Genomic DNA, 23,809 nt, shown 5'->3' with positions numbered 1-23,809 from the left:
CCCGTGAGTACTTGTTAACCGCCGGCGGTTAACAAGTACTCACAGCCGAACGAAGTGAGGAATCAATGGTCAAGCTGGTGAGTCGCGTATCCGCGATCAACTGGAACCGCGTCCAGGACGAGAAGGACGCCGAGGTGTGGGACCGTCTCGTCGGCAACTTCTGGCTGCCCGAAAAGGTGCCGGTGTCCAACGACATCCCGTCGTGGGGCACGCTCACGGCGCAGGAGAAGCAGCTCACGATGCGGGTGTTCACGGGGCTGACGCTCCTCGACACCATTCAGGGCACCGTGGGAGCCGTCAGCCTCATCCCCGACGCCATCACGCCGCACGAAGAGGCGGTGTACACCAACATCGCGTTCATGGAGTCGGTGCACGCGAAGAGCTACAGCTCGATCTTCTCGACGCTGTGCTCCACCCGCGACATCGACGACGCCTTCCGCTGGTCCGAGGAGAACCCGAACCTGCAGCGCAAGGCCGAGATCGTCATGGACTACTACCAGGGCGACGAACCGCTCAAGCGCAAGGTGGCGTCCACCCTGCTCGAGAGCTTCCTGTTCTACTCCGGCTTCTACCTGCCGATGTACTGGTCGTCGCGGGCGAAGCTCACCAACACCGCCGACCTCATCCGCCTCATCATCCGTGACGAGGCCGTGCACGGGTACTACATCGGCTACAAGTACCAGAAGGGTCTCGAGCAGCTCACCGAGGCCGAGCGCGACGACCTCAAGAACTACACGTTCGAGTTGCTCTTCGAGCTCTACGACAACGAGGTCGACTACACCCAGGACCTCTACGACGAGGTGGGCCTCACCGAGGACGTCAAGAAGTTCCTGCGGTACAACGCCAACAAGGCGCTGATGAACCTCGGCTACGAGGGTCTGTTCCCGAAGGACGAGACGGACGTCAACCCGGCGATCCTGTCGGCACTCTCGCCCAACGCCGACGAGAACCACGACTTCTTCTCCGGCTCGGGCAGCTCCTACGTCATCGGCAAGGCCGTCAACACCGAAGACGAAGACTGGGATTTCTAGAACGAACTTTCGCGTCGCCCGATGTCACACCGGTTCGGTTCTGCTGCACCGGTGCGGCATCGGGCGAATTGCGTTCAGCGGCGGAACCACGCCTCGGGGACGTCCTGCACTGCCTTGTCGAGGCGCAGCCGCGACGACGGGGTGAGGTCGTCCGGCAGCGAGTCGGGGGAGAACCAGGCCACGTCGTGGTTCTCGTCGTCCGACACGGCGGCCTCGCCGCCGACGTACCGGGCGAGGAAGCACACGTCGAGATACTGCGCGACGTCGCCGTTGGGGTAGGTGACCGGGTCGGTGACGTCGACGCTCGTGATCCGGACCAGTTCGGCGTCGACACCGGTTTCCTCGCGGATCTCCCGGAGCGCGGCCGGTCCCGGTTCCTCCCCGGGTTCGAGGATGCCGGACACGACCGCCCACTTGCCGTTGTCGACGCGCCGGGTCAGCAGCACCCGTCCGTCGTCGTCGCGCACCACGACGCTCACCCCGGACAGCCACAGCGGTGCGGTGCCGACGTGGCCGCGCAGGGCGGTGACGAACTCGGGCACGGGCATCGAGCCTCCTAGCCGACGTAGCCGTTCAGCGTGTTCCGCAGGTCGGTGAGCATTGCGCGCGCGGCGACGACGCCGTTTCCGCCCCACACGTCACCCTCGACGGCGAAGACCCGTTTGTCGCGGGCGGCCTCGAGGTCTTCCCAGGCCTCCCCGGACATGACGTCCTCCGCGTGCGCGGTGCCGTCCTTGCCGTCCAGGACGGCGTAGATGAGGTCGCCCTCGGCCTGGTCGATGTCGGCTTCGGAGATCGGTTCGGTGACGACGCCGTCGAGGTTCTGATAGGCGGGCCGCCGCACCCCGGCGTCGGTGAGGACCTGGCCCGCGAACGTGGCCGGGCCCTCGACCTCCATGCTGTCGGCGTCGAAACGCACGACGGACGCCTGTGTCTGCGCGGCATCGATGTCGATGCCGAGTTGCTTCGCGCCCTGCTGGTACTGCTCGAGTGCCGCGGTCGCTGCGTCGGCCCGGCCCATCGCGTTGCCGGCGAGGAGGAACTGCGCTTTCCAGTACACGGGGTCGGAGCCGACGAACACGGTGGGCGCGATGGGGGAGAGCGTGCCGTACAGCTGGTCGGACGCCGGACTCGATCCGAGGATCAGGTCCGGGTCCGCCTGCGCGATCCTGTTCACGTCCGGGGCGTCCACGGATCCGACGCTCGGAATCTCGGAGACGCCGGTGCCGAGGTAGCCGGGCTGCGGCGACTCGCCGTCGAGGGTTGCCGCGCCGACCACGTTCTCCCACAGGCCGAGGGCGCACACCGCGTCCAGCGCGGCGCTGTCGAGGACCACGATCCGCTGCGGATCGGACGGGACGTCGCTCTCGCCCTTCGTGTGGACCACCCGGTGCGTCGAGCCGGCCGCGAGTGCGGCGTCGACCGGGGCCCGCTCGGCGCAGGCCGTCGTGGTGTCCCGCTCGATGCCGACCACGCCGGCTCCGGCGATCTGCGTGGTGGTCCGGACGATGGACGCTGCGGGATCGTCGTCGGACGGTTGAGAGCAGCCGGCCAGCGCGAGCGCGGCGACGGCAGCGACCAGACCGGTGGACGCGCGGCGGGCGGAAAACCTACGAGGGGACAATTCGGCGACTTCCTGTGTGTGCGGGCGCGTTCAGGTTAGCCGCTGTGCTTGTCCACCCCGAACGTGTCCGACAGGTCGTCGAGGATCAGGTGCGCGCCCTGGACGCTGACCGGCGTCATCCAGCGGGCGTCGTCGACGTCGACCTTGCGTCCCTTCAGCGTCTGCCACAGCGGGCTCTCCAGGAACGGCTTCGCCGCTTCGGCGCTCTTGCCTGCCGGGTCCTGCCAGGTGCTGACGATGATGACGTCGGCCTCCGCCTCACTGATCAGTTCGGGGCTGACGGCCTGCATGATGTTGTCCGGGTCGGCCGGATCGGGGCCCTGGCTCTGCGGACGTGCCAGCCCGGCGTCCGCGAGAACGATCCCGCTGAACGAGGTGGTGCGGTAGAGGCGTGCCGTCGGCTCGCCCGCGAACCGGACGACCGAGATCACCGGATTCGACGCCGTGCCGTTGATCTCCGCGCCGACCGAGGCGGCCCGCTCCTCGTAGGCACCGATCTTCTGCTCCGCGAGTTCTTCCTTGCCGAGCGCCTTTCCGACGAGCCGGATGTTGTCCTTCCACGTGGGCCCGGTCGTCTCGGTGAAGATGGTCGGCGCGATCGCCGACAGTTGCTCGTAGTTCTTTCCGTCGCGCACCTCGGCGGAGATGATCAGGTCGGGTTGCAGCGCGGCGATCTGCTCGAGGCTCGCGCTGCTGACCTTGCCCACCGACTTCGCGTCCGCCGCGTACTCGTCGCGGGTGGTGCCGAGGTAGTCGGGGAGGCCGGGCTCGCGGTAGTCGACGTACCCGACCAGGGGCGCCTCGAGGAGGAGGACGGCGTCGGTGAAGCTGTTGTCGAGTGCCACGATGCGCTGCGGTGCGGCCGGGATCTCGGTGCTGCCGCGGAAGTGGTCGACGGTGCGGGGGAACTGCCCGGGCGACGACGTGGTGCCGGCGGCGGCGGAGTCGTCGCTGCTGGAGCAGGACGTGATCGAGAGGGTGGCTGCCGCGGCCAGCGCGACCGCGCCGGCGACTACCCGGCGGCGGGAGAGAACGTTCACATGGAGCTCCTGATAGAAGTTAGGTGAGCGAAACCTTAACAGCCCGGTTCCGGCGTGCCGGAGCCTCCGCGGGACCGCCTCGACCGTCCCCACGCGACACGCCGGACTGCGTGACAGTGAGCACTCCCCGGTGCTCCCCGATGGAACAAACCGCAGGTCGCCCGCGCCCCGGTTTGCTCTGAGTCCGGGTAAGTACGACAGTGGGTAGGACCCAGTCGGAGGCCGCAGAGGGCACGGTCTACGATTCGATGAGCGCAAGCCAGAGACCGTTCGCCTCGCAGCCCGGGGTCGGACGCGCATTCAGGAGGATCAGTGACTGCCGTAGCGCCCCAGCCAGTCCCCGCGATAGCTGCAGCCAGGCCTTACCCGCCGCGGCAGGGACCCAAGGGCTCGTTCATCTTCAAAATGATTACGACCACCGACCCCAAGGTGCTCGGAATCATGTACTTGACGACCTCGATCGCGTTCTTCCTCATCGGTGGTCTCATGGCCCTGATGATGCGCGCCGAGCTCGCTGTGCCCGGTATGCAGTTCTTGTCGAACGAGCAGTTCAACCAGCTGTTCACCATGCACGGCACGATCATGCTGCTGCTGTACGCGACGCCGATCGTGTTCGGGTTCGCCAACTACATCCTGCCGCTGCAGATCGGCGCCCCCGACGTGGCGTTCCCGCGACTCAACGCGTTCAGCTACTGGCTGTACGTGTTCGGCGCGATCATCACGACCGCGGGCTTCATCACCCCCGGTGGTGCCGCCGACTTCGGCTGGACCGCCTACACGCCCCTGACGAGTGCGCTGCACTCCCCGGGCGTCGGCGCCGACCTCTGGGTCATGGGCCTCGCGGTCGCCGGCCTCGGCACCATCCTCGGTGGTGTCAACATGATCACCACCGTCATCTGCCTGCGTGCCCCCGGCATGACGATGTTCCGGATGCCGATCTTCACGTGGAACATCTTCATCACCAGCATTCTGATTCTGCTGGCGTTCCCGCTGCTGACCGCCGCGTTCATGGGTCTGTTCGTCGACCGTCACCTCGGTGGCCACATCTTCGACCCGGCCACGGGTGGTGTGCTGCTGTGGCAGCACCTGTTCTGGTTCTTCGGTCACCCCGAGGTGTACATCATCGCGCTGCCGTTCTTCGGAATCGTCTCGGAGATCTTCCCCGTCTTCAGCCGTAAGCCCGTGTTCGGTTACAGCGGCCTGGTCTACGCGACGCTGGCGATCGCCGCGCTCTCCATCGCGGTGTGGGCTCACCACATGTACGCCACCGGCGCCGTGCTGCTCCCGTACTTTTCGTTCATGACGTTCCTGATCGCCGTCCCGACGGGTGTGAAGATCTTCAACTGGATCGGCACCATGTGGAAGGGCCAGTTGACGTTCGAGTCGCCGATGCTGTTCTCGATCGGCTTCCTCATCACGTTCCTCTTCGGTGGTCTGTCGGGCGTCATCCTCGCGAGCCCGCCGCTGGACTTCCACGTCACGGACACCTACTTCGTGGTCGCCCACTTCCACTACGTGGTCTTCGGCACCGTCGTGTTCGCCACCTACGCGGGCATCTACTTCTGGTTCCCGAAGATGACCGGTCGCATGATGGACGAGCGTCTCGGCAAGTGGCACTTCTGGACCACGTTCATCGGCTTCCACGGCACGTTCCTCGTCCAGCACTGGCTGGGTAACGAAGGCATGCCCCGTCGCTACGCCGACTACCTGCCCTCGGACGGCTTCACGTTCCTCAACTCGTTCTCGACGATCTTCGCGTTCGTCCTCGGTGCCTCGACGCTGCCGTTCATCTGGAACGTCTTCAAGAGCTACCGATACGGCGAGGTCGTCACTGTCGACGACCCGTGGGGTTACGGCAACTCCCTCGAGTGGGCCACCAGCTGCCCGCCGCCGCGGCACAACTTCACCGAGCTGCCGCGCATCCGCTCCGAGCGCCCCGCGTTCGAGCTGCACTACCCGCACATGGTCGAGCGGATGAAGGCCGAGGCGCACGTCGGACCGGGCCACGGTGGCAAGCACGCCAGCACCGTGCTCGAGAAGGAACGCCACGAGCCGCTGACCATCGGCGACGAAGGCGACCCCGGCACCGACACCGGCCGCTGACACATCAGTTTGAGAAAGGCCCCGCCCCAGCAACGGGCGGGGCCTTTGACTTGGCACAATGGGTGCCGGACAAGCCGCGCGAGCAACATGATCGGAGTACATCGGTGGGTGCAGCTGACACCACTGTCCTGGTGACCGTGACGGGCCCCGACCGACCCGGCGTCACGTCGGTGCTCTTCGGGTCGCTCTCCCGACACGACGTGAGCCTTCTCGACGTGGAGCAGGTGGTGATTCGTGGGCGACTGACCCTCGGCGTCCTCGTGGCGTGCCCCGAGAACGGCGAGGCGCTGCAGGAGGAACTCGAGGAGGCGATGGCCACCGTCGGGATGTCGGTGGACGTCGAGATCGGTGCGGATCCGGGCAGGCAGTCGCTGTCCACGCACGCCGTGGTCGTCCTGGGCAGCCCCGTGTCGGCTCGCGCGCTGCGTTCGGTGGCCCGGGAGATGGCGACCCTCGGGGTCAACATCGACTCGATCCGCGGAGTCGCCGACTACCCGGTGACGGGCCTCGAACTCCTCGTGAGCGCTCCCGGCACGGCGGAGGCGGACAAGAGCCTGCGCACCGTGCTGGCCGAGGTGGCCGTGCGGGAGAACGTCGACATCGCGGTCGAACGCGGGGGCCTGGCCCGTCGCGCCAAGCGGCTCATCGTGTTCGACGTCGACTCGACGCTCGTCCAGGGTGAGGTCATCGAGATGCTCGCCGCCCGTGCCGGTGTCGAGGACGAGGTGCGCGCCGTCACCGAGTCGGCGATGCGCGGGGAGATCGACTTCACCGAATCCCTGCACCAGCGGGTCGCGACCCTCGCCGGCCTCGACGCGTCGGTGATCGACGACGTCGCGGACGGTCTCGAGCTGACACCGGGCGCCCGCACCACCATCCGGACGCTCCGCAGGCTCGGCTTCCACTGCGGTGTGGTGTCCGGCGGTTTCCGGCAGGTCATCGAGGGCCTGGCCCACGAACTGGAACTCGACTTCGTGCAGGCCAACACGCTCGAGATCGTAGACGGCAAGCTCACCGGCCGGGTGATCGGCGACATCGTCGACCGGGCGGCGAAGGCGACCGCGCTGCGCAAGTTCGCCGGTCAGGTCGGCGTCCCGATGGAACAGACGGTGGCGGTCGGCGACGGCGCCAACGACATCGACATGCTCAACGCGGCCGGCCTGGGAATCGCGTTCAACGCCAAGCCCGCGCTGCGGGAGGTCGCGGACACCGCCCTGTCGCACCCCTTCCTCGACGCCGTGCTGTTCATCCTCGGGGTCACCCGCGACGAGGTCGAGGCCGCCGACGCGGTGGACGGCGTGGTGCGACGCGTCCCGCTGCCGTGACGGAATCGTGCCGCGACGCGGTCACCGGGGAGGCCGGTGCCGATTCCGGGTGGGCGGCGCGTCACGCCGTCCTCGCGGCCGGATACGGCGGCCGGCCGGATCCGGACGACCCGGCGCAGGTCCTCGCCATGCCGATCGTGCTGCACATCCCGAAGGCCGACCCTCCGCCGCGCAGTGCGCTGCTGGAGGCAGCCGCGACTGCGACGGTGGCGTTGTGCCTCGACCCGCGAGTCGGCGCCGACGAGACGGGCGCGCCCGGACCGTGGCAGGCGGACTACCTCGCTTGGGTGGGGTCCCGGATCCGCAAGGTGTCGCGGAGGGCCCGGGGAGCCGGCTGGCGGGCGGCACAGGAGGTCGACGGGATCACCGTCGATGTCGACGGTGCACAGGCCCGCGCCCTCGTGCCCGTTGCCGTGGGCGCGCTCGATCCGCGCATCAGAAAGCTGCAGATCGGCGGCACCGACCTCGACCACGACGACCCCGGGGAGATTCCCGACGGCGTTCCGGTGCTGTGGATCAACTCCGTCCTGGACATGACGGTCGGAAAGGCCGCCGCGCAGGTCGGTCACGCCTCGATGCTGCTCGCCGGCGCGATGACCACCGAACAGGCCCGCGCCTGGGCGGCCACCGGCTACCGCTGCGCCGTGCGTGACGCCGACGTCGGATTGTGGGAGACGCTGACCATCGAGGTGGTGCGGGGCAGGGCGATCGCGGTGCGCGACGCCGGCTTCACCGAGGTGGCACCCGGATCCATGACCGTGATCGCCTGCCCCTGAGAGCAGCGGCCGACGCGTCGACAGTCCAGTAACGCCGTCCTGGCTATGGGGTACCGCCCGGGTTCACGACAGACTGGTGGTCATGCTCGCTCGACGCCTGATCGCACTGTTCGCCGGACTGTGGCTGTACGGCTTCTCGATGGCCATGATGATCACCGCCGGCCTCGGCCTCGATCCGTGGGACGTGTTCCATCAGGGCGTTGCCGGTCGCACACCCCTCAGCTTCGGTGCCGTGACCGCGTTGACCGGCGTTCTGGTGCTCGCACTCTGGGTCCCGATCCGCCAGAAACCGGGATTCGGCACGGTCGCCAACGTGGTGGTCATCGCGGTGTCGGTGGACACGTCGCTGGCATGGCTCGAACCCGCCGACTCCCTCGCCGTGCGGATCGCGGTGGTGCTCGGTGGTGTCGTCCTCAACGCGCTCGCCACCGTGCTGTACATCGGTGCGGGAATGGGCCCGGGCCCGCGGGACGGCCTCATGACCGGCCTGGTTGCGCGGACCGGGCTGTCGGTGCGGGTGATCCGCACGTCGATCGAGGTGACCGTGCTGGCCACCGGCTGGGTGCTCGGCGGCACCGTCGGGGTGGGCACCGTCGTCTACGCGCTGGGCATCGGCCCGCTCATCCAGTTGATGATGCGTTTCGGCGGCATCTACCCGACCGCGCGGAAGACGAGCAGTGCGGGACCGGACACCGCGACCGTGGAGTCGCCGGAGATCGGGCCGCCCGGTGCCGGTGCTCCGTCCGGTGAGGCCGAGTCGAACTCGGCGAGCACCGTCCCGTAGAACCATTCGGGACACCCCAGGGTGATCGCGGCAGGCCCGCCCGAGTGGAAGACGAGAAGCCAGCTGTCGTCGGTGAGCTGGTGCCCGTCCTCGGTGTGGGAGCGGATGTCGGAACCGTCGATCCACGCCTGCAGGGTGCGCCGGGAGTCGTCGTGCCACGCCGAATCGTCCATCTCGGCGCCGTCCGCGCCGAACCACACGAGGTCGGGATGGCCGGTGGGTGTGCGCCTGCCCTCGAAGAATTCCGGCTGACGCAAGGCGGGGGAGGCGCGCCGGAGGTCGAGGGCCCGGGTGACGAACGCGACAAGGGCCGGGTCCCCGGCGCTCCAGTCGAGCGGCCAGGAATCTTCAGGCGAGGTGCCTTCGGGGACGCAGTACGCGTTGTTGTTGCCGCCCAGGGTGTGACCGAATTCGTCGCCCGCGGTGAACATCGGTGTGCCGGTGGACAGGGCGAGGGTGGCCAGCAGCGCGCGGACGTGCCGGGACCGCGCCCCGGTGACCGCCGGGTCGTCGGTGGGGCCTTCGACGCCGTGGTCGACGGAGTCGTTGTGATCGGCGCCGTCCCGGTTGTCCTCGCCGTTGGCTTCGTTGCGTTTGCGGGTGTACGACACGAGGTCGGCGGCGGTGAACCCGTCGTGGGCAGTGACGAAATTGACGGTGGCCCAGGGGCGCCGGGTGCCGAAGACGTCCTCCGAGCCCGCCACCCGGGAGGCGAGTTCGCGCACCCCGGTGCCGCCGTTCCAGAACCGTCGAACGGTATTGCGGTACTTGTCGTTCCACTCGGACCACTGAGAGCCGAATTGCCCGACCCGGTATCCATCGGGCGTGGCGTCCCACGGTTCGGCGATCAGTTTGCAGCGCGTGAGAACGGGATCCGCGGTGATCGCGGAGAAGATCGAAGCGCGCGAATCGAATCGGCCGCCGCCGGGCCGGCCGAGCGCGGACGCGAGGTCGAACCGGAAGCCGTCGACCCCCATCTCGTGCGCCCAGTAACGCAGGCTGTCGCCGATCATCCGGACGACGACGGGCGACTGCGCGTCGACCGTGTTCCCGCAACCGGTGAGATCGATGTCGCGCCCCTCGGTATCGAGAAGGTAGTAGCCGGGGGCGTCGAGGCCGCGCCAGCTGAGGCTGATGCCGTCGACGCTCTGCTCGCAGGTGTGGTTGTAGACCACGTCCAGGACGACCTCGATCCCCGCGGCGTGCAGCGCGTCGACCATCGTGTGGAACTCGGTGATCTCCTCGCCGGGCACGACCGCGTACCCCGGGTGGGGGGCGAAGAACGCTGCGGTGGAGTATCCCCAGTGGTTGCGCATGCCCCGCGAGCGCACGGTGGCCTCGGAGACGTACGCCTGCACCGGGAGCAGTTCGACCGCGGTCACCCCGAGGCGCACGAGATGACCGACGACGGCCGGTTCGGCGAGACCCAGATACGTTCCGCGGTACCGCGGCGGCACGTCGGGGTGCCGCGCCGTGAACGACCCCACGTGGAGTTCGTAGACAACGGTTTCCTCCCACGGCCTTTCGATCCGCGGTCCGCTCGTGCGGGCGTGATCGGCCGTCACCACCGACAGTGGTGTGTGGCCGAGGCTGTCGATGAGCGACGGGCCGCCGAACGGGTCGCCGTCGTGGGAGAGCAGCGCCTCGTGGTCGCCGAGTTCGCCGGTGATGCGTGTGGCCCACGGATCCAGAAGTAGTTTGGCGGGGTTGAGGCGCACGCCGCACGCGGGATCCCAGCGACCGTGCGCGCGGTAGCCGTAGCGCTGCCCCGCGCCGACACCCTCGACGACGCCGTGCCAGATGCCGTACGTCCGCTGGACCAGGTCGATCCGGGTCTCGTCGCCCTCCTCCGAAATCAGGCACACCTGTACCAGTTCGGCGTCGGGGGCGTGAACCGCGAACTGCGTTCCGGTGCCACGCACTTTCGCTCCCAGGGGAAACGGCGACCCGGGCAGCCGCAGACTCGGCGGGAGAGACGACATCTCGCCGGGGTACGGATCGATGTGAGGCGACACGCAACTGATCCTGCCGTGAATGCCCGGAAGATGTGCGGGAAGATGGGTCCGTGCATGAACCTGATCCTGATCTCCTCATCGAATTCGACGACGTTCTCCTCCGCCGCGGGGGCAACACTCTGGTGGGCCCGGTCACCTGGAAGGTGGAACTCGACGAACGATGGGTCGTCCTCGGGCCGAACGGGGCAGGGAAGACGTCGTTGCTCCGCATCGCGGCCGCCGAACTGCATCCCACGAGCGGAAGCGCCTACCTCCTCGGTGAGCGGCTCGGCCGCGTCGACATCAACGAACTCCGGCCGCGGATCGGACTGTCCTCCTCGGCGCTCGCCAACCGGGTGCCGTCCGAGGAGGTCGTGAGCGATCTCGTCGTCTCCGCCGGCTACGCGGTGCTCGGGCGGTGGCGTGAGCGTTATGACGACATGGATACCGATCGTGCCGTAGAGATGCTCGAGAGCCTCGGCGCCGAACACCTCGCCAAGCGCACCTACGGCACGCTGTCCGAGGGCGAGCGCAAGCGCGTCCTCATCGCCCGTGCGCTGATGACCGACCCGGAACTGCTGCTGCTCGACGAGCCCGCCGCCGGTCTCGACCTCGGTGGGCGCGAGGAACTGGTCGCGCGCCTCACCGACCTCGCCGCCGACCCCGACGCCCCCGCGACGGTCCTCATCACCCACCACGTCGAGGAGATCCCGCCGGGATTCACCCACGCCATGCTCCTCAAGGAGGGGGCGGTGGTCTCGCAGGGGCTCTTGGACCAGGTCATCACGGCCGAGAACCTCAGCGAGGCGTTCAGCCAGTCCATCAGCCTGGACAAGGTGGACGGCCGGTTCTTCGCGCGGCGGACCCGCGTCCCCGGCGCGCACCGGAGAGGCTGAGGACCGGGGACCGACTGCGACGCGCGTCACCCGTCGGCGTAGGTTCCGAGGCATGGTCTCGAAGCAAGAGCAGACGCCCCGCGACAGTACCGACGTGGCGCCCAAGGACGCGTCCACCGTCATTCTCATCCGTGACGCCGCGGCAGGTGCCGCGGCGTCCGGCATCGAGGTGTTCCTCCTCCGCCGGGTGAAGGGGATGGCGTTCGCCGGCGGAATGACCGTGTTCCCCGGCGGCGGCGTCGACCCGTCCGACGCCGAGGCCGAGGTCGACTGGGCGGGACCGTCCGTCGACTGGTGGGCCGGGCGGTTCTCCACCGACGCGGCGCGCGCGAAGGCGCTCGTGTGCGCGGCGGTGCGCGAGACGTTCGAGGAATGTGGCGTGCTCCTCGCGGGACCGAGCGCGGACACGGTCGTGGCGGACACGTCGCGGTACGCCCAGGCCCGTACGCAGCTCGAGACACGCGAACTGTCGTTCAGCGACTTCCTCAAACGCGAGAACCTCGTCCTGCGGGCCGATCTGCTGCGGCCCTGGGCCAACTGGATCACCCCGGTCGGCGAGGGTCGCCGCTACGACACGCGCTTCTTCGTCGCCGCATCGCCGCACGGCCAGATCGCGGACGGCGCGACGTCCGAGGCCGAGGAGGTGCAGTGGCAGAGTCCGGCCGCGGCGCTCGCGCACTGGCAGGGCGGCGGAAGCATCCTGCTGCCGCCGACGTGGAGTCAGCTCACGGCGCTCAGCGCGTTCGGGTCGGTCGCGGACGTGCTGGCCGCGGAGCCCGAGATCCCGGTGATCCTGCCGACGCTGATCACCGGCGAGGAGCAGCTCCGCGTCGAGTTCCCGGGACAGGACGGCTACTACGAAGCCGGTCCGCATCCGTGGGCGTCACGCGGCTGATCGCGATGGGGCGGGCCGCGAAACCGGGTCGGAGGCAGACAAGTAGCCTTTTGCCTCATGGCTGAGTTTGTCACCCTCGAGGTATCCGAAGGCATCGGCACGATCCGGCTCGCGCGCCCCCCGATGAACGCTCTGAACCGTCAGGTTCAGCAGGAGTTGCGGGCGGCTGCGCGAGAGGCGACCGTCAATTCCGACGTGAAGGCCGTCATCGTCTACGGCGGCGAGAAGGTCTTCGCCGCGGGCGCGGACGTCAAGGAAATGTCCGAGATGACGTTCGGGCAGATGGCCGACGTGATCGGCGACCTGCAGTCCGACCTCGCGGCGGTCTCCGAGATCCCGAAGCCCACCGTTGCCGCCATCACGGGGTACGCGCTCGGCGGCGGCCTGGAGGTTGCGCTGTCGGCCGATCGGCGCATCGTGGGCGACAACGCGAAGCTCGGCGTGCCGGAGATCCTGCTCGGCATCATTCCCGGAGGCGGTGGCACCCAGCGTCTCGCCCGGCTGATCGGACCGTCGAAGGCCAAGGATCTGCTGTTCACGGGCCGGTTCGTCGACGCCGAGGAGGCCCTGGCGATCGGTCTGGTCGACGAGGTCGTGGCGCCGGACGACGTGTACGAGGCGGCACGCACCTGGGCGTCGCAGTTCACGAAGGGGGCGGGCCGCGCACTGGCCGCGGCCAAGGCGGCCGTCGACCGCGGGCTGGACGTCGACCTGGGCACCGGGCTGGCGGTGGAGCGTCAGCTGTTCACCGCGCTGTTCGCCACCCGGGACCGCAAGATCGGGATGGAATCGTTCATCGAGAACGGCCCGGGTAAGGCTCAGTTCACGGGCGAGTAGTCTGAAGCCCGAAACTAGAACCTGTTCACTCTTACCAGCGAGTAGGATTTGCCGCATGACTGCAAGCGCCCATGACGACCCAGCTCCTCATCCGCATGCCACCGCCGAAGAGGTCCAGGCTGCGCTGAAGGACACCAAACTGGCCCAGGTGCTGTACCACGACTGGGAAGCCGAGACGTACGACGAGAAGTGGTCGATCTCGTACGACGAGCGGTGCATCGACTACGCGCGCGGACGTTTCGACGCCGTCGCGGGCGATCAGCCGCTGCCCTACGAGCGGGCGCTCGAACTGGGCTGCGGCACCGGATTCTTCCTCCTCAACCTGATGCAGGGCGGAGTCGCGAAGACCGGTTCGGTCACCGACCTGTCGCCCGGCATGGTGAAGGTCGCGCTCCGCAACGCCGAGGGTCTCGGACTGTCCGTCGACGGCCGCGTCGCCGACGCCGAGACCATCCCGTACGAGGACGACACGTTCGACCTCGTCGTGGGACACGCGGTCCTGCACCACATCCCGGACGTCGAGCAGTCGCTGCGCGAGGTTCTGCGCGTCCTCAAGCCGGGCGGGCGTTTCGTGTTCGCCGGTGAGCCGACCACGATCGGCAACTTCTACGCCCGCTGGCTGGGTCGCGCGACGTGGGAGGTCACCACCCGGGTCACCAAGTTGCCGTTCCTCGCCGACTGGCGTCGCCCGCAGGCGGAACTGGACGAGTCCTCGCGCGCGGCTGCGCTCGAGGCCGTCGTCGACCTCCACACATTCGATCCGAGCGACCTCGAGAAGATCGCGAAGTCGGCAGGCGCCGAGCAGGTTCACGCGGCCACCGAGGAATTCGCCGCCGCTCTGCTCGGGTGGCCCGTCCGCACGTTCGAGGCCGCGGTGCCCCCGGAGAAGCTGGGCTGGGGCTGGGGACGTTTCGCGTTCACCGGATGGAAGACACTCAGTTGGGTCGACGAGAAGCTTCTCCGGCACGTGGTGCCGCGTGGATTCTTCTACAACGTCATGATCACCGGCGTGAAGCCCGGCAACTGAATTGGGTTATGCGTTCACTCCCGGGGACGTGGAGTTCCTGCAGAGTGCGGACGGGGCAGACGCTCTCGCGGAAGTGGACGCCCTCGCCCTGACCGCGTCGACGCGCCTGGCCGACATCGGCCGGGCGCGTACGCGTTTCGGCTCACACGTGGCGTTGCTGGTGGAGACCGTGCTGCTGCGACGGAAGGCGGCCGCCAAACTACCCGGCACCGAAAACTGGTTCTTCACCGACGACGCTCTGCAACAGGCGACGCCGCGTGCGGTCGCCGCACATCGTGCGTCGCGGCTGTCGGACCGGAACGTCCACGACGTCACCTGCTCGATCGGTGCCGAACTCGACGCGGTGGTCGGGACGGCGGCGACGGTGATCGGCAGCGACCTCGACCCCGTCCGCCTCCTGATGGCGCGGCACAACGTTCCTGGGGCGACGGTTGTGCGCGCCGACGCGCTCGTCCCGTGCACCCGCGGCACCGTCGTCCTCGCGGATCCGGCGCGACGGTCCGGTGGCAGGCGCACGCACGATCCCGCCGCGCTGGAACCGCCGCTCCCCGATCTGATCGACGCGTACCGCGGACGCGATCTGGCCGTGAAGTGCGCCCCCGGACTCGATTTCGACCGGCTCGGCTGGGACGGCGAGGTGGAGGTGGTGTCCCTCGACGGCGGTGTGCGCGAGGCCTGCCTGTGGTCGCCGGGGCTGTCCGGCGCCGGTGTCACGCGGCGGGCGAGCGTCCTCGGCTCCGACGGAACCGCGTGGACGATGACGGACGCCGAGGACGACGACATCCCCGAACGCGCGCCGGGGGAATGGATCGTCGACCCGGACGGCGCCGTCGTGCGCGCGGGCCTGGTGCGGCATTACGCGGCCCGGCACGGACTGTGGCAGCTGGATCCCCGGATCGCCTATCTCACCGGCGATTCCGTTCCTGACGGCGTGCGGGGCTTCCGCATCCTCGACCAGGTGAAGTATTCGGAGAAGTCGCTGCGGCAGGAACTGGCCCGTCACGATTGCGGTGTGGCGGAAATCCTGGTGCGCGGCGTCGACGTCGACCCCGCGGTCCTGCGGCCCAAGCTGAAGCTGCGTGGAAGCCGTTCGCTCAGTGTGGTGATCACGCGGATCGGCCGGGCCGGCGTCGCCTTCATTTGCGCTTCGCGCCCGTGAGTACTTCTCAACCGCCCGCGGTTGAGAAGTACTCACGGGTCAGCGGAGGACGAACAGCTCCCCGAGCAGGGTGGGCGTGAGCACTTCGCCCTTCGGGCCGACGGACGTGCCGACGGTGAACCCCTTCGCCCCGGGCAGAGTGTCCTGGTCGAGGGTTTCGCCGGTTCCGGTGTCGAACGTGAGCATCGCCAGTCCGTCCGTGCCCTCGCGGACCACGGCGTACCCGGTGGACCCGGCCGTCTGCGCCGGGACACCCAGCTGCAGCAGATCCTTCCGCTCCCAGACGAGTTCGGCGTGATCGCCCTTGTCCTGCAGTGCCAGCAGGTGGCCGTCGGGACCACCCGCGGGGATGATCAGACCGTCCGCGGACGTCGACGGGCTGCCTGCCGCGGCGTACCCGATGTCGTAGCTCCACTTCGGATCACCGGTCGCCGAGTCGATCGCCCACATCGTTCCCCAGTTGTCGTTGGCGTAGACGACGGAGCCGTCGGCCGACAGGTCGGGGCTGGACGCGCTGCCGCCCGGCAGAGTGTCGCTGGACCATTCCTGGGTGATCGCCGGGTTGTCGCCGCCGGAGTACTTCATCGCGACGAGTTCGGCCTGGGGTGCGCCGGGCGCGAAGAGCGTGAAGTAGAACTTGCCGGACTCGAGGTCGATGGCGGGCATGTTCGCCACCGGGCAGTCGGGGGCGCCGAAGAAGCAGCCGCGGAGGCCCTTGTCGTCGGGGAGGATGTCGATGTTGGCACCGTCGACGGGGGAGGGCGGCGGCACGAGATCGTAGGGCGCCACGACCTTCTGGCCGTTCTGCGTGTTCACGACGTTGATCTGGCCGAGCTGGGTGATGAAGAGGAGGTTGCCGTCGCCGGTGAACTGCGCGGACAGCGGGGTCCCGACCACCGGTGTGCGCCAACGCAGCTGGCCGTACTCGTTGAACGAGTTGATGGCGCCGTCCTCGCCGACGTACACGTTGGCGGCGCCGTCGACGACCGGTGTGGACGCCACGGCGCCGGGGGCGAGTTGCCGGCACCAGCGTTTGCGGCCGCTGTCCATCTGGTAGGAGAAGAGGTTGCAGCCCTTCTCGGTGCGCGCGGTGACGAAGATCTGGCCGCTCGCCGCCACGGACGCGTAGTTCGCGACAGGGCCGCCGAGCGGGCGCGACCATGCGAAGGAGAGGTCGCGGGAACCGGTGACGGGGCTGGTGTCGCTGTTGCGGGCGTCGGCGTGCATGCCGGGCCACCCGCCTGCCGAGAAGATGTCGTCGACCTGCGGTCCGCTGCTGCAGCCGCTGAGGACGACAGTCGAGATCGTCGCCAGCGCCAGTACTGACGAACGTAGGACCCGCCGCATTACATCTCCTCGTCTTCGATAACGCTCGGCCCAGAGACTATCCCGCCGAGGCGGGGCCGAGCACACGCCCCGAGGCGGGGCCGAGCACACGCCCCGAGGCGGGGCCAGCGTCACACCCCGATGGCGGTGTCGGAGTCCGGACGCACCCGAACGGGGGTACGGGCGGTGAACGTAGGCTGACAGGCTATGACGAGCATGTGGGGCGCACCGTTGCGTACGAGGTGGCGAGGATCCCGGCGGAGCGACAGCGAGCAGGCCCGCTTCCTGACACGCGCCTCGCTGCGATGGGTGCTGGCGAACAAGGCGTACACGCCGTGGTACCTGGTGCGGTACTACCGGCTCGCGAAATTCAAGCTCGCCAACCCGCACGTGATCCTGCGCGGCATGGTGTTCCTCGGCAAGCGGGTGGAGATCCATTCGACCCCCGACCTGTCCCGGCTCGAGATCGGCCGGTGGGTGCACATCGGCGACGGCAACGCCATCCGCTGCCACGAGGGTTCGCTGCGCATCGGCGACAAGGTGGTGTTCGGCAAGGACAACGTCGTCAACACGTACCTGGACATCGAGATCGGTGCGTCGACGCTCGTGGCGGACTGGTGTTACATCACCGACTTCGACCACCGCATGGACGACGTGAATGTCCCGATCAAAGATCAGGGCATCGTGAAGGGCCCGGTCCGCATCGGTCCCGACACGTGGGTGGCGGCCAAGGTGACGGTCCTGCGCAACACGCGCGTGGGGCGCGGCTGCGTTCTCGGTGCGCACGCCGTCGTGAAGGGCGATATCCCCGATTTCAGCATTGCCGTCGGGTCGCCGGCCAAGGCCGTGAAGAACCGCAAGGCGGAGTGGGAGGCGGGCGCGGCGGACCGCGCGAAGTACATCGCGGCCCTCGAAGACATCGCTCGCAAGAAGGCGGCGCAGGAGAACTGAGCGGCGCGGTGGCATAGTCGGCAGCATGACCTCGGCGGACGGCGAACTCGAGGACCGCATCCGGGCGCTCCTCGACGCCCGGGCCGACACCGCGAGCATTTGCCCGTCGGACGTCGCGCGAGCCGTCGCCCCCGGCGACTGGCGGCCCCTCATGGAGTCGGTGCGGGAGGCCGCGCGGCGTCTGGCCGCCGCCGGCGAAGTCGAGATCACCCAGAAGGGTGATGTGGTGGATCCGGACTCGGCTCGGGGTCCGATCCGGATCAGGCGGGCCCGCACGAACTGAGCGGCGAATGTATCGCTCGCGCACCGAACGCGCCGAACGGTACATTCGCCCGGTCAGCGCCAGGCTCAGCGTCCGGGCAGGGGGCGCTCGGGAATCTCCGGCCGCGCCAGCGGATGCCGCACGCGACGTTTGGCGCCCGCGTAGACGTGGACGGTCTCCTCGGCCACCTTGTGCCAGTCGAAATCGGCGGTGAGGCGGTCGCGGGCGGCGACTGCACGCTGTTGCGCCCCGGCCGGGTCGTCGAGGACCTCCCGGACCGCGGACGTGAGTCCGGTGACGTCGCCCGGCTGGAACGACATGCCGGTTTCGCCGTCGACGACCGCTTCACCGAGACCGCCAGCGGTGGACGCGACGAGGGGGGTTCCGGAGGCGGCGGCCTCGAGCGCGATGATGCCGAACGGCTCGTACCGGCTGGGCAGGACGATGGCGTCGGCGCCGTGCAGCCACCCGAGCAGTTCGACGTGGTCGAGGTTGCCGAGGAAGTTCACGGCACGGGCGACGCGATGCGTGCGGGCCTGCTGATAGAGCCAGGTGAACTGGGTGCCCTCCCCGGCGATCGACAGCGTCGTGCCGGGGTGGCTGCGGCGGATGCGGGGGAGCGCGGCGATGGCGTCCTGCACGCCCTTCTCGTATTCGAGGCGGCCGACGAACAGCAGTTTCGGCGGTCCGGACCGTGGCGCACGCTCGCGGAAGCTCCACGTGGTGAGGTCGATTCCGTTGCGGATCACCGTGATCGGCGGGAGCTGCGGACCGTAGAGTGCGGTCACCTCGTCCTGCATCGACGCGGAACACGTGATGAGCGCGTCGGATTCGTTGGCCAGCCACCATTCCACCGAATGCACCTGCCGGTTGATCCGACCGGACACCCAGCCGCTGTGCCGTCCGGCTTCAGTGGCGTGGAGCGTGGAAACCAAAGGGACGTCGTAGAATTCGGCCAACGCGATGGCCGGATGCGCCACCAGCCAGTCGTGCGCGTGCACCACGTCCGGATGCCAGCCTTCCCCGACACCCGGCTTGTGCAGTGCGACGCCGGCCCGCACCATCGCGTGCCCCATCGCGAGCGTCCACGCGAGCATGTCCTCGCCGAACACGAAGTGCGCGGGGTCCTCGGCGACGGCGACCACCAGGACGCCGTCCTCGATGTGGGTGACGGTGGGATGGGTCGACGCGTCGGTGCCCGACGGCCGCCGCGACAGCACCACCACTTCGTGTCCGGCGGCAGCGAGTTCGGTGGCCAGGTGGTGCACGTGGCGGCCGAGGCCGCCGACCACGACGGGTGGGTACTCCCACGACACGATCAGGATCTTCACGACGCCCCTCCCTCGGTGCCCGTCAGCCGGTGGTCCCCGGCGGGCAGACGTCGCGCGTCGAGCCCGGGAAACAGGCCGTCGGCGCGGTTCCATCCCTCTGCGAGTCTGCTCGCGGCCGCTTCCTTGCCCGCCGACACGGCGGCGGCGATCTCACGGGTGGCGTGCGCGTGCTTGTGTGCCCGGTCGCGGGCGTACCCGGCCGCCGAATCCTTGCTGACCATGAACGCCCAGTCGCTCGACACCGTCATCAGTGCCTCGCGCAGCATCTGGTCGTTCACGCGGTTTCGCAGCGCGGGACGTCCGGGGGCGGCGTCGTGGTCGTGGGTCTTGTCGACGGTATCGAGTGCGGTCCCGACCACCTCGGAGTTGAGTTGCACCAGGTCCGCGACCTGATCGCCGGCCCACACCCGCCAGTCCTTGCCGGATCCCCACGACGAGTTCTCGAGCTGGACGGGTTCGCCGACGTAGCCCTGGCTGCGGGCGTCGTCGAGGGTGCCGACCCGGATCCCGGCCTCGGGCAGCGCGCGCAGCACCTTCTCGAGCCATTCGGGGCCCTCGTGCCACCAGTGCCCGAACAGTTCCGTGTCGAACGCGGCGACGACGAGTGCGGGCCGGCCGATGCGGCCGGATTCGTCGCGCAGCCGCTTGCGGACGGTGGCGACGAAGTCGGCCACGTGCCGGTCGACCGCCGCCGACGCGAGGGCGGGGTCGTACGGCGCCTTGTCGGCCGAGTCGACCGTGCGGCCGGTGACCCGGGCCGGTTTGAGTCCCGTGGCGTGGTCGTACGTGTGGAAGTCGCGATAGGCGCCGTGGCCGGGGTAACCCGACTTCGGCGACCACACCCGGTAGCTGACCTGCAGATCGCGTCCGAACGCGACCACGTCCGACTCCCGGACCGGCCGGCCGAGGGAGGTGTCGCCGCGCAGCGCGGGACCGTCGACCATGAAATGCGTGACGCCGGCCTCGGCGTATCCGGTCTCCATGCCGGGGGTGTACCCGCATTCGGGCCCCCAGATACCTGTCGGCGTGCAGTTCCACCGGGCGGCGGCGTCGGCGAGCCCCTCGCGGAGGGAGAACGACCGCAACCGCGGATCGAGCAGCGGCTGGAACGGGTGGGCGAGCGGACCGCCGAGCAGTTCGAACGACTCTCGGTCGAGGAGGTCCCGCAGCACTGGCGAGCCGCCGTGGCGCCAGCGCACCTCGAAGTCGGCGAGGGCGGCGGCGGACGCACGGTGTTCGCGCGCACCGAGTTCGCGGTGCGCGTCGTCGGGCATGCCTGCCGCCTCGTGCGCGCGGATCTGCCAGTTCCCGAGCCAGTGGTGCATCCCGGCGAGGCAGTGCGGGTCATCGAGCTGAGCTGCGAGAACGGGGGTGATGCCGAGGGTCAGCAGATGCGAGCGACCCTCGTCGGACAGCCGCCGCAACATCGCGGTGAGGGGGAGGTACGACGCCGCCCACGACTGGTAGAGCCATTCCTCGCCGACGGGCCAGCGGCCGTGGTTGGCGAGCCAGGGCAGGTGGGAGTGCAGGACCAGGCAGAACATGCCCGGTTCCGTCGCTTCGCCCGCTCCGGTGCGGTTGTCGGATTCGGTCACCGAACAGGATCCTTCACCGCGATGGCCACCAGGTCGAGGCTGTCGTCGATGTCGCCTTCGTGCAGTGCGAAATCGTCGACGGTGATGCCCTCGACGTCGCGGGTCAGTTCCTCGGGCCACGGTTCGCCGGCGAGTGCACGGTCGATCTGCGCGCCGATGAATGAGCCGCCGTGCTTCGTGTCGAGGGCCTTCAGCCGCGTGCCGTGGTGCACGCCGGTCATGAGGGCGACGGTGAATCCGGCCTCCTCGAGCAGTTCGGTCAGCTCGGCCGCGTCGAGTTCGCGGGTGTGGAACGGATTCAGCGGCGTGTCGCGGCCCGGCGAGAACGTGATGCGGTTGGGTGTGCTGACGAGCAGTTCCCCTCCGGGGGTCAGCACCCGGAAGCACTCGCGCAGGAATTGGGCCTGGTCCCACAGGTGTTCGATCACCTGAAAATTGACGACGGTGTCGACGGATTCGTCGCCGAGGGGAAGCTCCGCGAGATTGCCGTGCAGCATCTCGACCCGGGGGTACCGCGCGCGGACGTGTTCGACGGCGGAGATGTCGTAGTCGAGTCCGGTGACGCCCTGTGCCACATCGGCAATCATGTTGGCGCCGTAGCCTTCTCCGGATCCGGCCTCGAGTACCCGGCGTCCCGCGCAGCGGGGGAGGAGGTCGCGGTAGACGACCTCGTGCCGCCGGAACCAGTAGTTCTCCTCGGGGATACCGGGCACGGTCCGCTCGCCCGTGAGGGGCAGTGGTGCGTCCTCGCGGTCGCCGACAAATGATTCGCTCACCGGTGCGAGGTTAGTGCCCCCGGCAAGGTCGCTCGTCCAGGTGGTCTACATCACAGCGGTGAAATGCGGTTTCGGCCGTTATGGTGAACGAGACTTTCACGCAAGTTACCGATGGGTAACTTAGCGTGGGGTAATCTGTCGCAGAGCAATCGTGCGACGAAATATCGAAGGCGAGAGCTCGGCCCACGCGGAGCGACTCACGATAACCACGCAAGAACACACAGGAGGTCGACGAAGACCCATGACGAACATCGTTGTTTTGATCAAGCAGGTCCCCGACACGTGGTCCGAGCGCAAGCTGACCGACGGCGACTACACGCTTGACCGCGAGGCCGCCGATGCAGTGCTCGACGAGATCAACGAGCGCGCCGTCGAAGAAGCGCTCCTGATCAAGGAGGCCCAGGGCGGCGAGGTGACCGTCCTCTCCGCAGGTCCGGACCGCGCCACCGACGCCATCCGCAAGGCCCTGTCCATGGGTGCCGACAAGGCAGTGCACATCAACGACCCGGCCCTCCACGGCTCCGACGCGGTGCAGACCGCGTGGACGCTGGCCGCGGCGCTCGGACAGATCACGTTCGAGAACGAAGAACCTGCCGACCTGATCATCGCCGGTAACGAGGCCACCGACGGCCGCGTCGGCGCCGTTCCGGCCATCATCGCCGAGTACCTGGGCATCCCGCAGCTCACGCAGCTGCGCAAGCTCACGGTCACCGACGGCACCGTAACCGGCGAGCGCGAGACCGACGAGGGTCTCTTCGGCCTCGAGGCGAGCCTGCCGGCCATCGTCAGCGTCACCGAGAAGATCAACGAGCCCCGCTTCCCCTCCTTCAAGGGCATCATGGCCGCGAAGAAGAAGGAAGTTCTCGTCTACACGCTGGCCGACCTCGGTGTCGACCCGGAGACCGTCGGTGTCGCCAACGCGGGCACCACCGTCACCGCCTCCACCCCCAAGCCCCCGCGTACCGCTGGTGAGCGCATCGTCGACGAGGGCGACGGCGGCAGCAAGATCGCTGCCTACCTCGTGGGCCAGAAGATCATCTGATCGCGCCCCTCTACAGACCAGCAGACACACACAGGGAGAGTTAGACATGGCAGAAGTACTGGTGCTCGTCGAGCACGCAGAGGGTGCGCTCAAGAAGGTCAGCACCGAACTCATCACCGCCGCTCGCGCGCTCGGTGAGCCGGCCGCAGTGGTCACCGGTCCCGCCGGTACCGCCGACAAGCTTGCCGAGGGCCTCGCCGCCGCAGGCGCGGCCAAGATTTACGTCGCCGAGTCGGATGACATCGACGGCTACCTGATCACCCCGAAGGTCGACGTACTCGCGTCGCTCGTCGAGTCGGCAGCTCCGGCCGCGGTGATCACCGCCGCCAGCGTCGAGGGCAAGGAGGTCTCCGGACGTCTTGCTGCCCGCATCGGCTCCGGCCTGCTCGTCGACGTCGTCGACGTGAAGTCCGACGGCAGTGCCGTGCACTCCATCTTCGGTGGCGCGTTCACCGTCGAGGCGAAGGCCAACGGCGACGTCCCGGTCATCTCGGTCCGCCCGGGCGCCATCGAGGCGAAGCCCGAAGCCGGTGCAGGCGAGAAGGTTTCCGTCGAGGTTCCGGCCCAGGACGAGGGCGCCGTCAAGATCACCTCGCGTGATCCGATCGTCGGTGGCGACCGCCCGGAGCTCACCGAGGCGACGGTCGTCGTCTCCGGTGGTCGCGGTGTCGGCAGCGCCGACAAGTTCACCGTCGTCGAGGAACTCGCCGATTCGCTGGGTGCCGCTGTCGGTGCTTCGCGTGCCGCGGTCGACTCGGGCTACTACCCGGGCCAGTTCCAGGTCGGTCAGACCGGTAAGACGGTCTCCCCGCAGCTGTACATCGCGCTCGGCATCTCCGGTGCCATCCAGCACCGCGCCGGTATGCAGACGTCGAAGACCATCGTCGCTGTGAACAAGGACGAGGAAGCCCCGATCTTCGAGATCGCGGACTACGGCATCGTCGGCGACCTGTTCAAGGTTGCGCCGCAGCTCACCGAGGCAGTCAAGGCCCACAAGGGCTGATTGTCGACCGACGGCGGCCCCGTTCCCTTCGA

At 68.6% G+C, this 23,809-nt stretch carries 21 protein-coding genes and 1 pseudogene; 14 read left to right on the top strand and 8 right to left on the bottom strand.

Annotation, left to right across the window (positions count from 1 at the left end):
- Positions 1 to 65: 65 nt before the first annotated feature.
- Positions 66 to 1,031: a class 1b ribonucleoside-diphosphate reductase subunit beta gene (gene nrdF / locus AC1DWT_RS18350; RefSeq protein WP_015890191.1), complete on the top strand. Its 966-nt coding sequence runs from the start codon at positions 66 to 68 to the stop codon at positions 1,029 to 1,031.
- 74 nt (positions 1,032 to 1,105) lie between these two features.
- Here nrdF and AC1DWT_RS18345 read toward each other — a convergent pair whose 3' ends face one another.
- From AC1DWT_RS18345 to AC1DWT_RS18335, 3 genes are read right to left on the bottom strand one after another with little or no spacing between them, the layout of a single operon-like run.
- Complete coding sequence (locus tag AC1DWT_RS18345; protein WP_378677197.1) at positions 1,106 to 1,579, bottom strand: NUDIX hydrolase; 474 nt, start codon at positions 1,577 to 1,579, stop codon at positions 1,106 to 1,108.
- A gap of 8 nt (positions 1,580 to 1,587) precedes the next feature.
- The gene (locus AC1DWT_RS18340) at positions 1,588 to 2,655 is read right to left on the bottom strand and encodes an iron-siderophore ABC transporter substrate-binding protein (RefSeq protein WP_477921640.1); all 1,068 of its coding nucleotides are present in this window, start codon (positions 2,653 to 2,655) and stop codon (positions 1,588 to 1,590) included.
- A 35-nt stretch (positions 2,656 to 2,690) separates the two neighbouring features.
- Positions 2,691 to 3,695, bottom strand: a complete 1,005-nt coding sequence (locus tag AC1DWT_RS18335; protein ID WP_477921638.1) for an ABC transporter substrate-binding protein — start codon at positions 3,693 to 3,695, stop codon at positions 2,691 to 2,693.
- Between the two features lie 312 nt (positions 3,696 to 4,007).
- On the opposite strand from AC1DWT_RS18335, the gene ctaD reads away from it, so the two are divergent.
- The 4 genes from ctaD to yczE all read left to right on the top strand — a co-directional run bounded on the left by ctaD (position 4,008) and on the right by yczE (position 8,683).
- Positions 4,008 to 5,798 (top strand): aa3-type cytochrome oxidase subunit I, encoded by a 1,791-nt coding sequence (gene ctaD / locus AC1DWT_RS18330; RefSeq protein ID WP_083395559.1) that lies wholly within the window; start codon positions 4,008 to 4,010, stop codon positions 5,796 to 5,798.
- Between the two features lie 104 nt (positions 5,799 to 5,902).
- Positions 5,903 to 7,123, top strand: coding sequence for a phosphoserine phosphatase SerB (serB, locus tag AC1DWT_RS18325; RefSeq protein WP_015890195.1), 1,221 nt, complete (start codon positions 5,903 to 5,905; stop codon positions 7,121 to 7,123).
- Positions 7,120 to 7,899 carry an aminoacyl-tRNA hydrolase gene (locus AC1DWT_RS18320; RefSeq protein ID WP_477921635.1) on the top strand — a complete coding sequence of 260 codons (780 nt, stop codon included), beginning with the start codon at positions 7,120 to 7,122 and terminating at the stop codon, positions 7,897 to 7,899. The genes serB and AC1DWT_RS18320 overlap by 4 nt, the downstream gene beginning before the upstream one ends.
- 82 nt (positions 7,900 to 7,981) lie before the next feature.
- A complete protein-coding gene (yczE, locus tag AC1DWT_RS18315; RefSeq protein WP_477921634.1) occupies positions 7,982 to 8,683 on the top strand; it encodes a membrane protein YczE in 702 nt (233 codons plus the stop codon).
- A gap of 62 nt (positions 8,684 to 8,745) precedes the next feature.
- Here yczE and glgX read toward each other — a convergent pair.
- Positions 8,746 to 10,665, bottom strand: a pseudogene (glgX, locus tag AC1DWT_RS18310) (glycogen debranching protein GlgX); the annotation flags it as partial.
- A gap of 83 nt (positions 10,666 to 10,748) precedes the next feature.
- Between glgX and AC1DWT_RS18305 the strand changes: the two are divergent.
- The 5 genes from AC1DWT_RS18305 to AC1DWT_RS18285 are packed head-to-tail and all read left to right on the top strand — an operon-like array spanning position 10,749 to position 15,491.
- Positions 10,749 to 11,573, top strand: a complete 825-nt coding sequence (locus AC1DWT_RS18305; protein ID WP_072937719.1) for an ABC transporter ATP-binding protein — start codon at positions 10,749 to 10,751, stop codon at positions 11,571 to 11,573.
- 52 nt (positions 11,574 to 11,625) lie between these two features.
- Positions 11,626 to 12,468, top strand: coding sequence for an NUDIX hydrolase (locus AC1DWT_RS18300; protein WP_072937720.1), 843 nt, complete (start codon positions 11,626 to 11,628; stop codon positions 12,466 to 12,468).
- Between the two features lie 57 nt (positions 12,469 to 12,525).
- Positions 12,526 to 13,305 carry an enoyl-CoA hydratase/isomerase family protein gene (locus AC1DWT_RS18295; protein ID WP_072937721.1) on the top strand — a complete coding sequence of 260 codons (780 nt, stop codon included), beginning with the start codon at positions 12,526 to 12,528 and terminating at the stop codon, positions 13,303 to 13,305.
- 55 nt (positions 13,306 to 13,360) lie between these two features.
- Positions 13,361 to 14,332 (top strand): class I SAM-dependent methyltransferase, encoded by a 972-nt coding sequence (locus AC1DWT_RS18290; RefSeq protein WP_072937722.1) that lies wholly within the window; start codon positions 13,361 to 13,363, stop codon positions 14,330 to 14,332.
- A gap of 1 nt (position 14,333) precedes the next feature.
- Positions 14,334 to 15,491 (top strand): THUMP-like domain-containing protein, encoded by a 1,158-nt coding sequence (locus AC1DWT_RS18285; RefSeq protein WP_477921632.1) that lies wholly within the window; start codon positions 14,334 to 14,336, stop codon positions 15,489 to 15,491.
- 39 nt (positions 15,492 to 15,530) lie between these two features.
- Here the strand turns inward: AC1DWT_RS18285 and AC1DWT_RS18280 are convergent, their stop codons facing one another.
- On the bottom strand, positions 15,531 to 16,838 hold the full coding sequence (locus AC1DWT_RS18280; protein ID WP_095860800.1) for an outer membrane protein assembly factor BamB family protein: 1,308 nt from the start codon (positions 16,836 to 16,838) through the stop codon (positions 15,531 to 15,533).
- A 186-nt stretch (positions 16,839 to 17,024) separates the two neighbouring features.
- On the opposite strand from AC1DWT_RS18280, the gene AC1DWT_RS18275 reads away from it, so the two are divergent.
- Positions 17,025 to 17,768 (top strand): acyltransferase, encoded by a 744-nt coding sequence (locus tag AC1DWT_RS18275; RefSeq protein ID WP_072937725.1) that lies wholly within the window; start codon positions 17,025 to 17,027, stop codon positions 17,766 to 17,768.
- Between the two features lie 25 nt (positions 17,769 to 17,793).
- Positions 17,794 to 18,051 carry a DUF3253 domain-containing protein gene (locus AC1DWT_RS18270; protein WP_072937726.1) on the top strand — a complete coding sequence of 86 codons (258 nt, stop codon included), beginning with the start codon at positions 17,794 to 17,796 and terminating at the stop codon, positions 18,049 to 18,051.
- Between the two features lie 65 nt (positions 18,052 to 18,116).
- On the opposite strand, the gene AC1DWT_RS18265 is transcribed toward AC1DWT_RS18270, so the two are convergent.
- Genes AC1DWT_RS18265 through AC1DWT_RS18255 form a run of 3 tightly spaced genes read right to left on the bottom strand, consistent with a single transcriptional unit; the run spans position 18,117 to position 21,732 of the window.
- Positions 18,117 to 19,361 carry a glycosyltransferase family 4 protein gene (locus AC1DWT_RS18265; protein ID WP_072937727.1) on the bottom strand — a complete coding sequence of 415 codons (1,245 nt, stop codon included), beginning with the start codon at positions 19,359 to 19,361 and terminating at the stop codon, positions 18,117 to 18,119.
- On the bottom strand, positions 19,358 to 20,956 hold the full coding sequence (locus AC1DWT_RS18260; RefSeq protein ID WP_378677225.1) for a 1,4-alpha-glucan branching protein domain-containing protein: 1,599 nt from the start codon (positions 20,954 to 20,956) through the stop codon (positions 19,358 to 19,360). Before AC1DWT_RS18260 ends, AC1DWT_RS18265 begins: the two co-directional genes overlap by 4 nt.
- Complete coding sequence (locus AC1DWT_RS18255; RefSeq protein WP_072937728.1) at positions 20,953 to 21,732, bottom strand: class I SAM-dependent methyltransferase; 780 nt, start codon at positions 21,730 to 21,732, stop codon at positions 20,953 to 20,955. Before AC1DWT_RS18255 ends, AC1DWT_RS18260 begins: the two co-directional genes overlap by 4 nt.
- A 241-nt stretch (positions 21,733 to 21,973) precedes the next feature.
- Here AC1DWT_RS18255 and AC1DWT_RS18250 point away from each other — a divergent pair, with 241 nt between their 5' ends.
- On the top strand, positions 21,974 to 22,774 hold the full coding sequence (locus tag AC1DWT_RS18250) for an electron transfer flavoprotein subunit beta/FixA family protein (protein WP_072937729.1): 801 nt from the start codon (positions 21,974 to 21,976) through the stop codon (positions 22,772 to 22,774).
- 46 nt (positions 22,775 to 22,820) lie between these two features.
- Positions 22,821 to 23,777: an electron transfer flavoprotein subunit alpha/FixB family protein gene (locus AC1DWT_RS18245; protein WP_072937730.1), complete on the top strand. Its 957-nt coding sequence runs from the start codon at positions 22,821 to 22,823 to the stop codon at positions 23,775 to 23,777.
- Positions 23,778 to 23,809: the final 32 nt, after the last annotated feature.

Source organism: Rhodococcus sp. P4_B6 (assembly GCF_056402215.1).
This window is presented reverse-complemented; position numbering and strand designations above follow the sequence as displayed.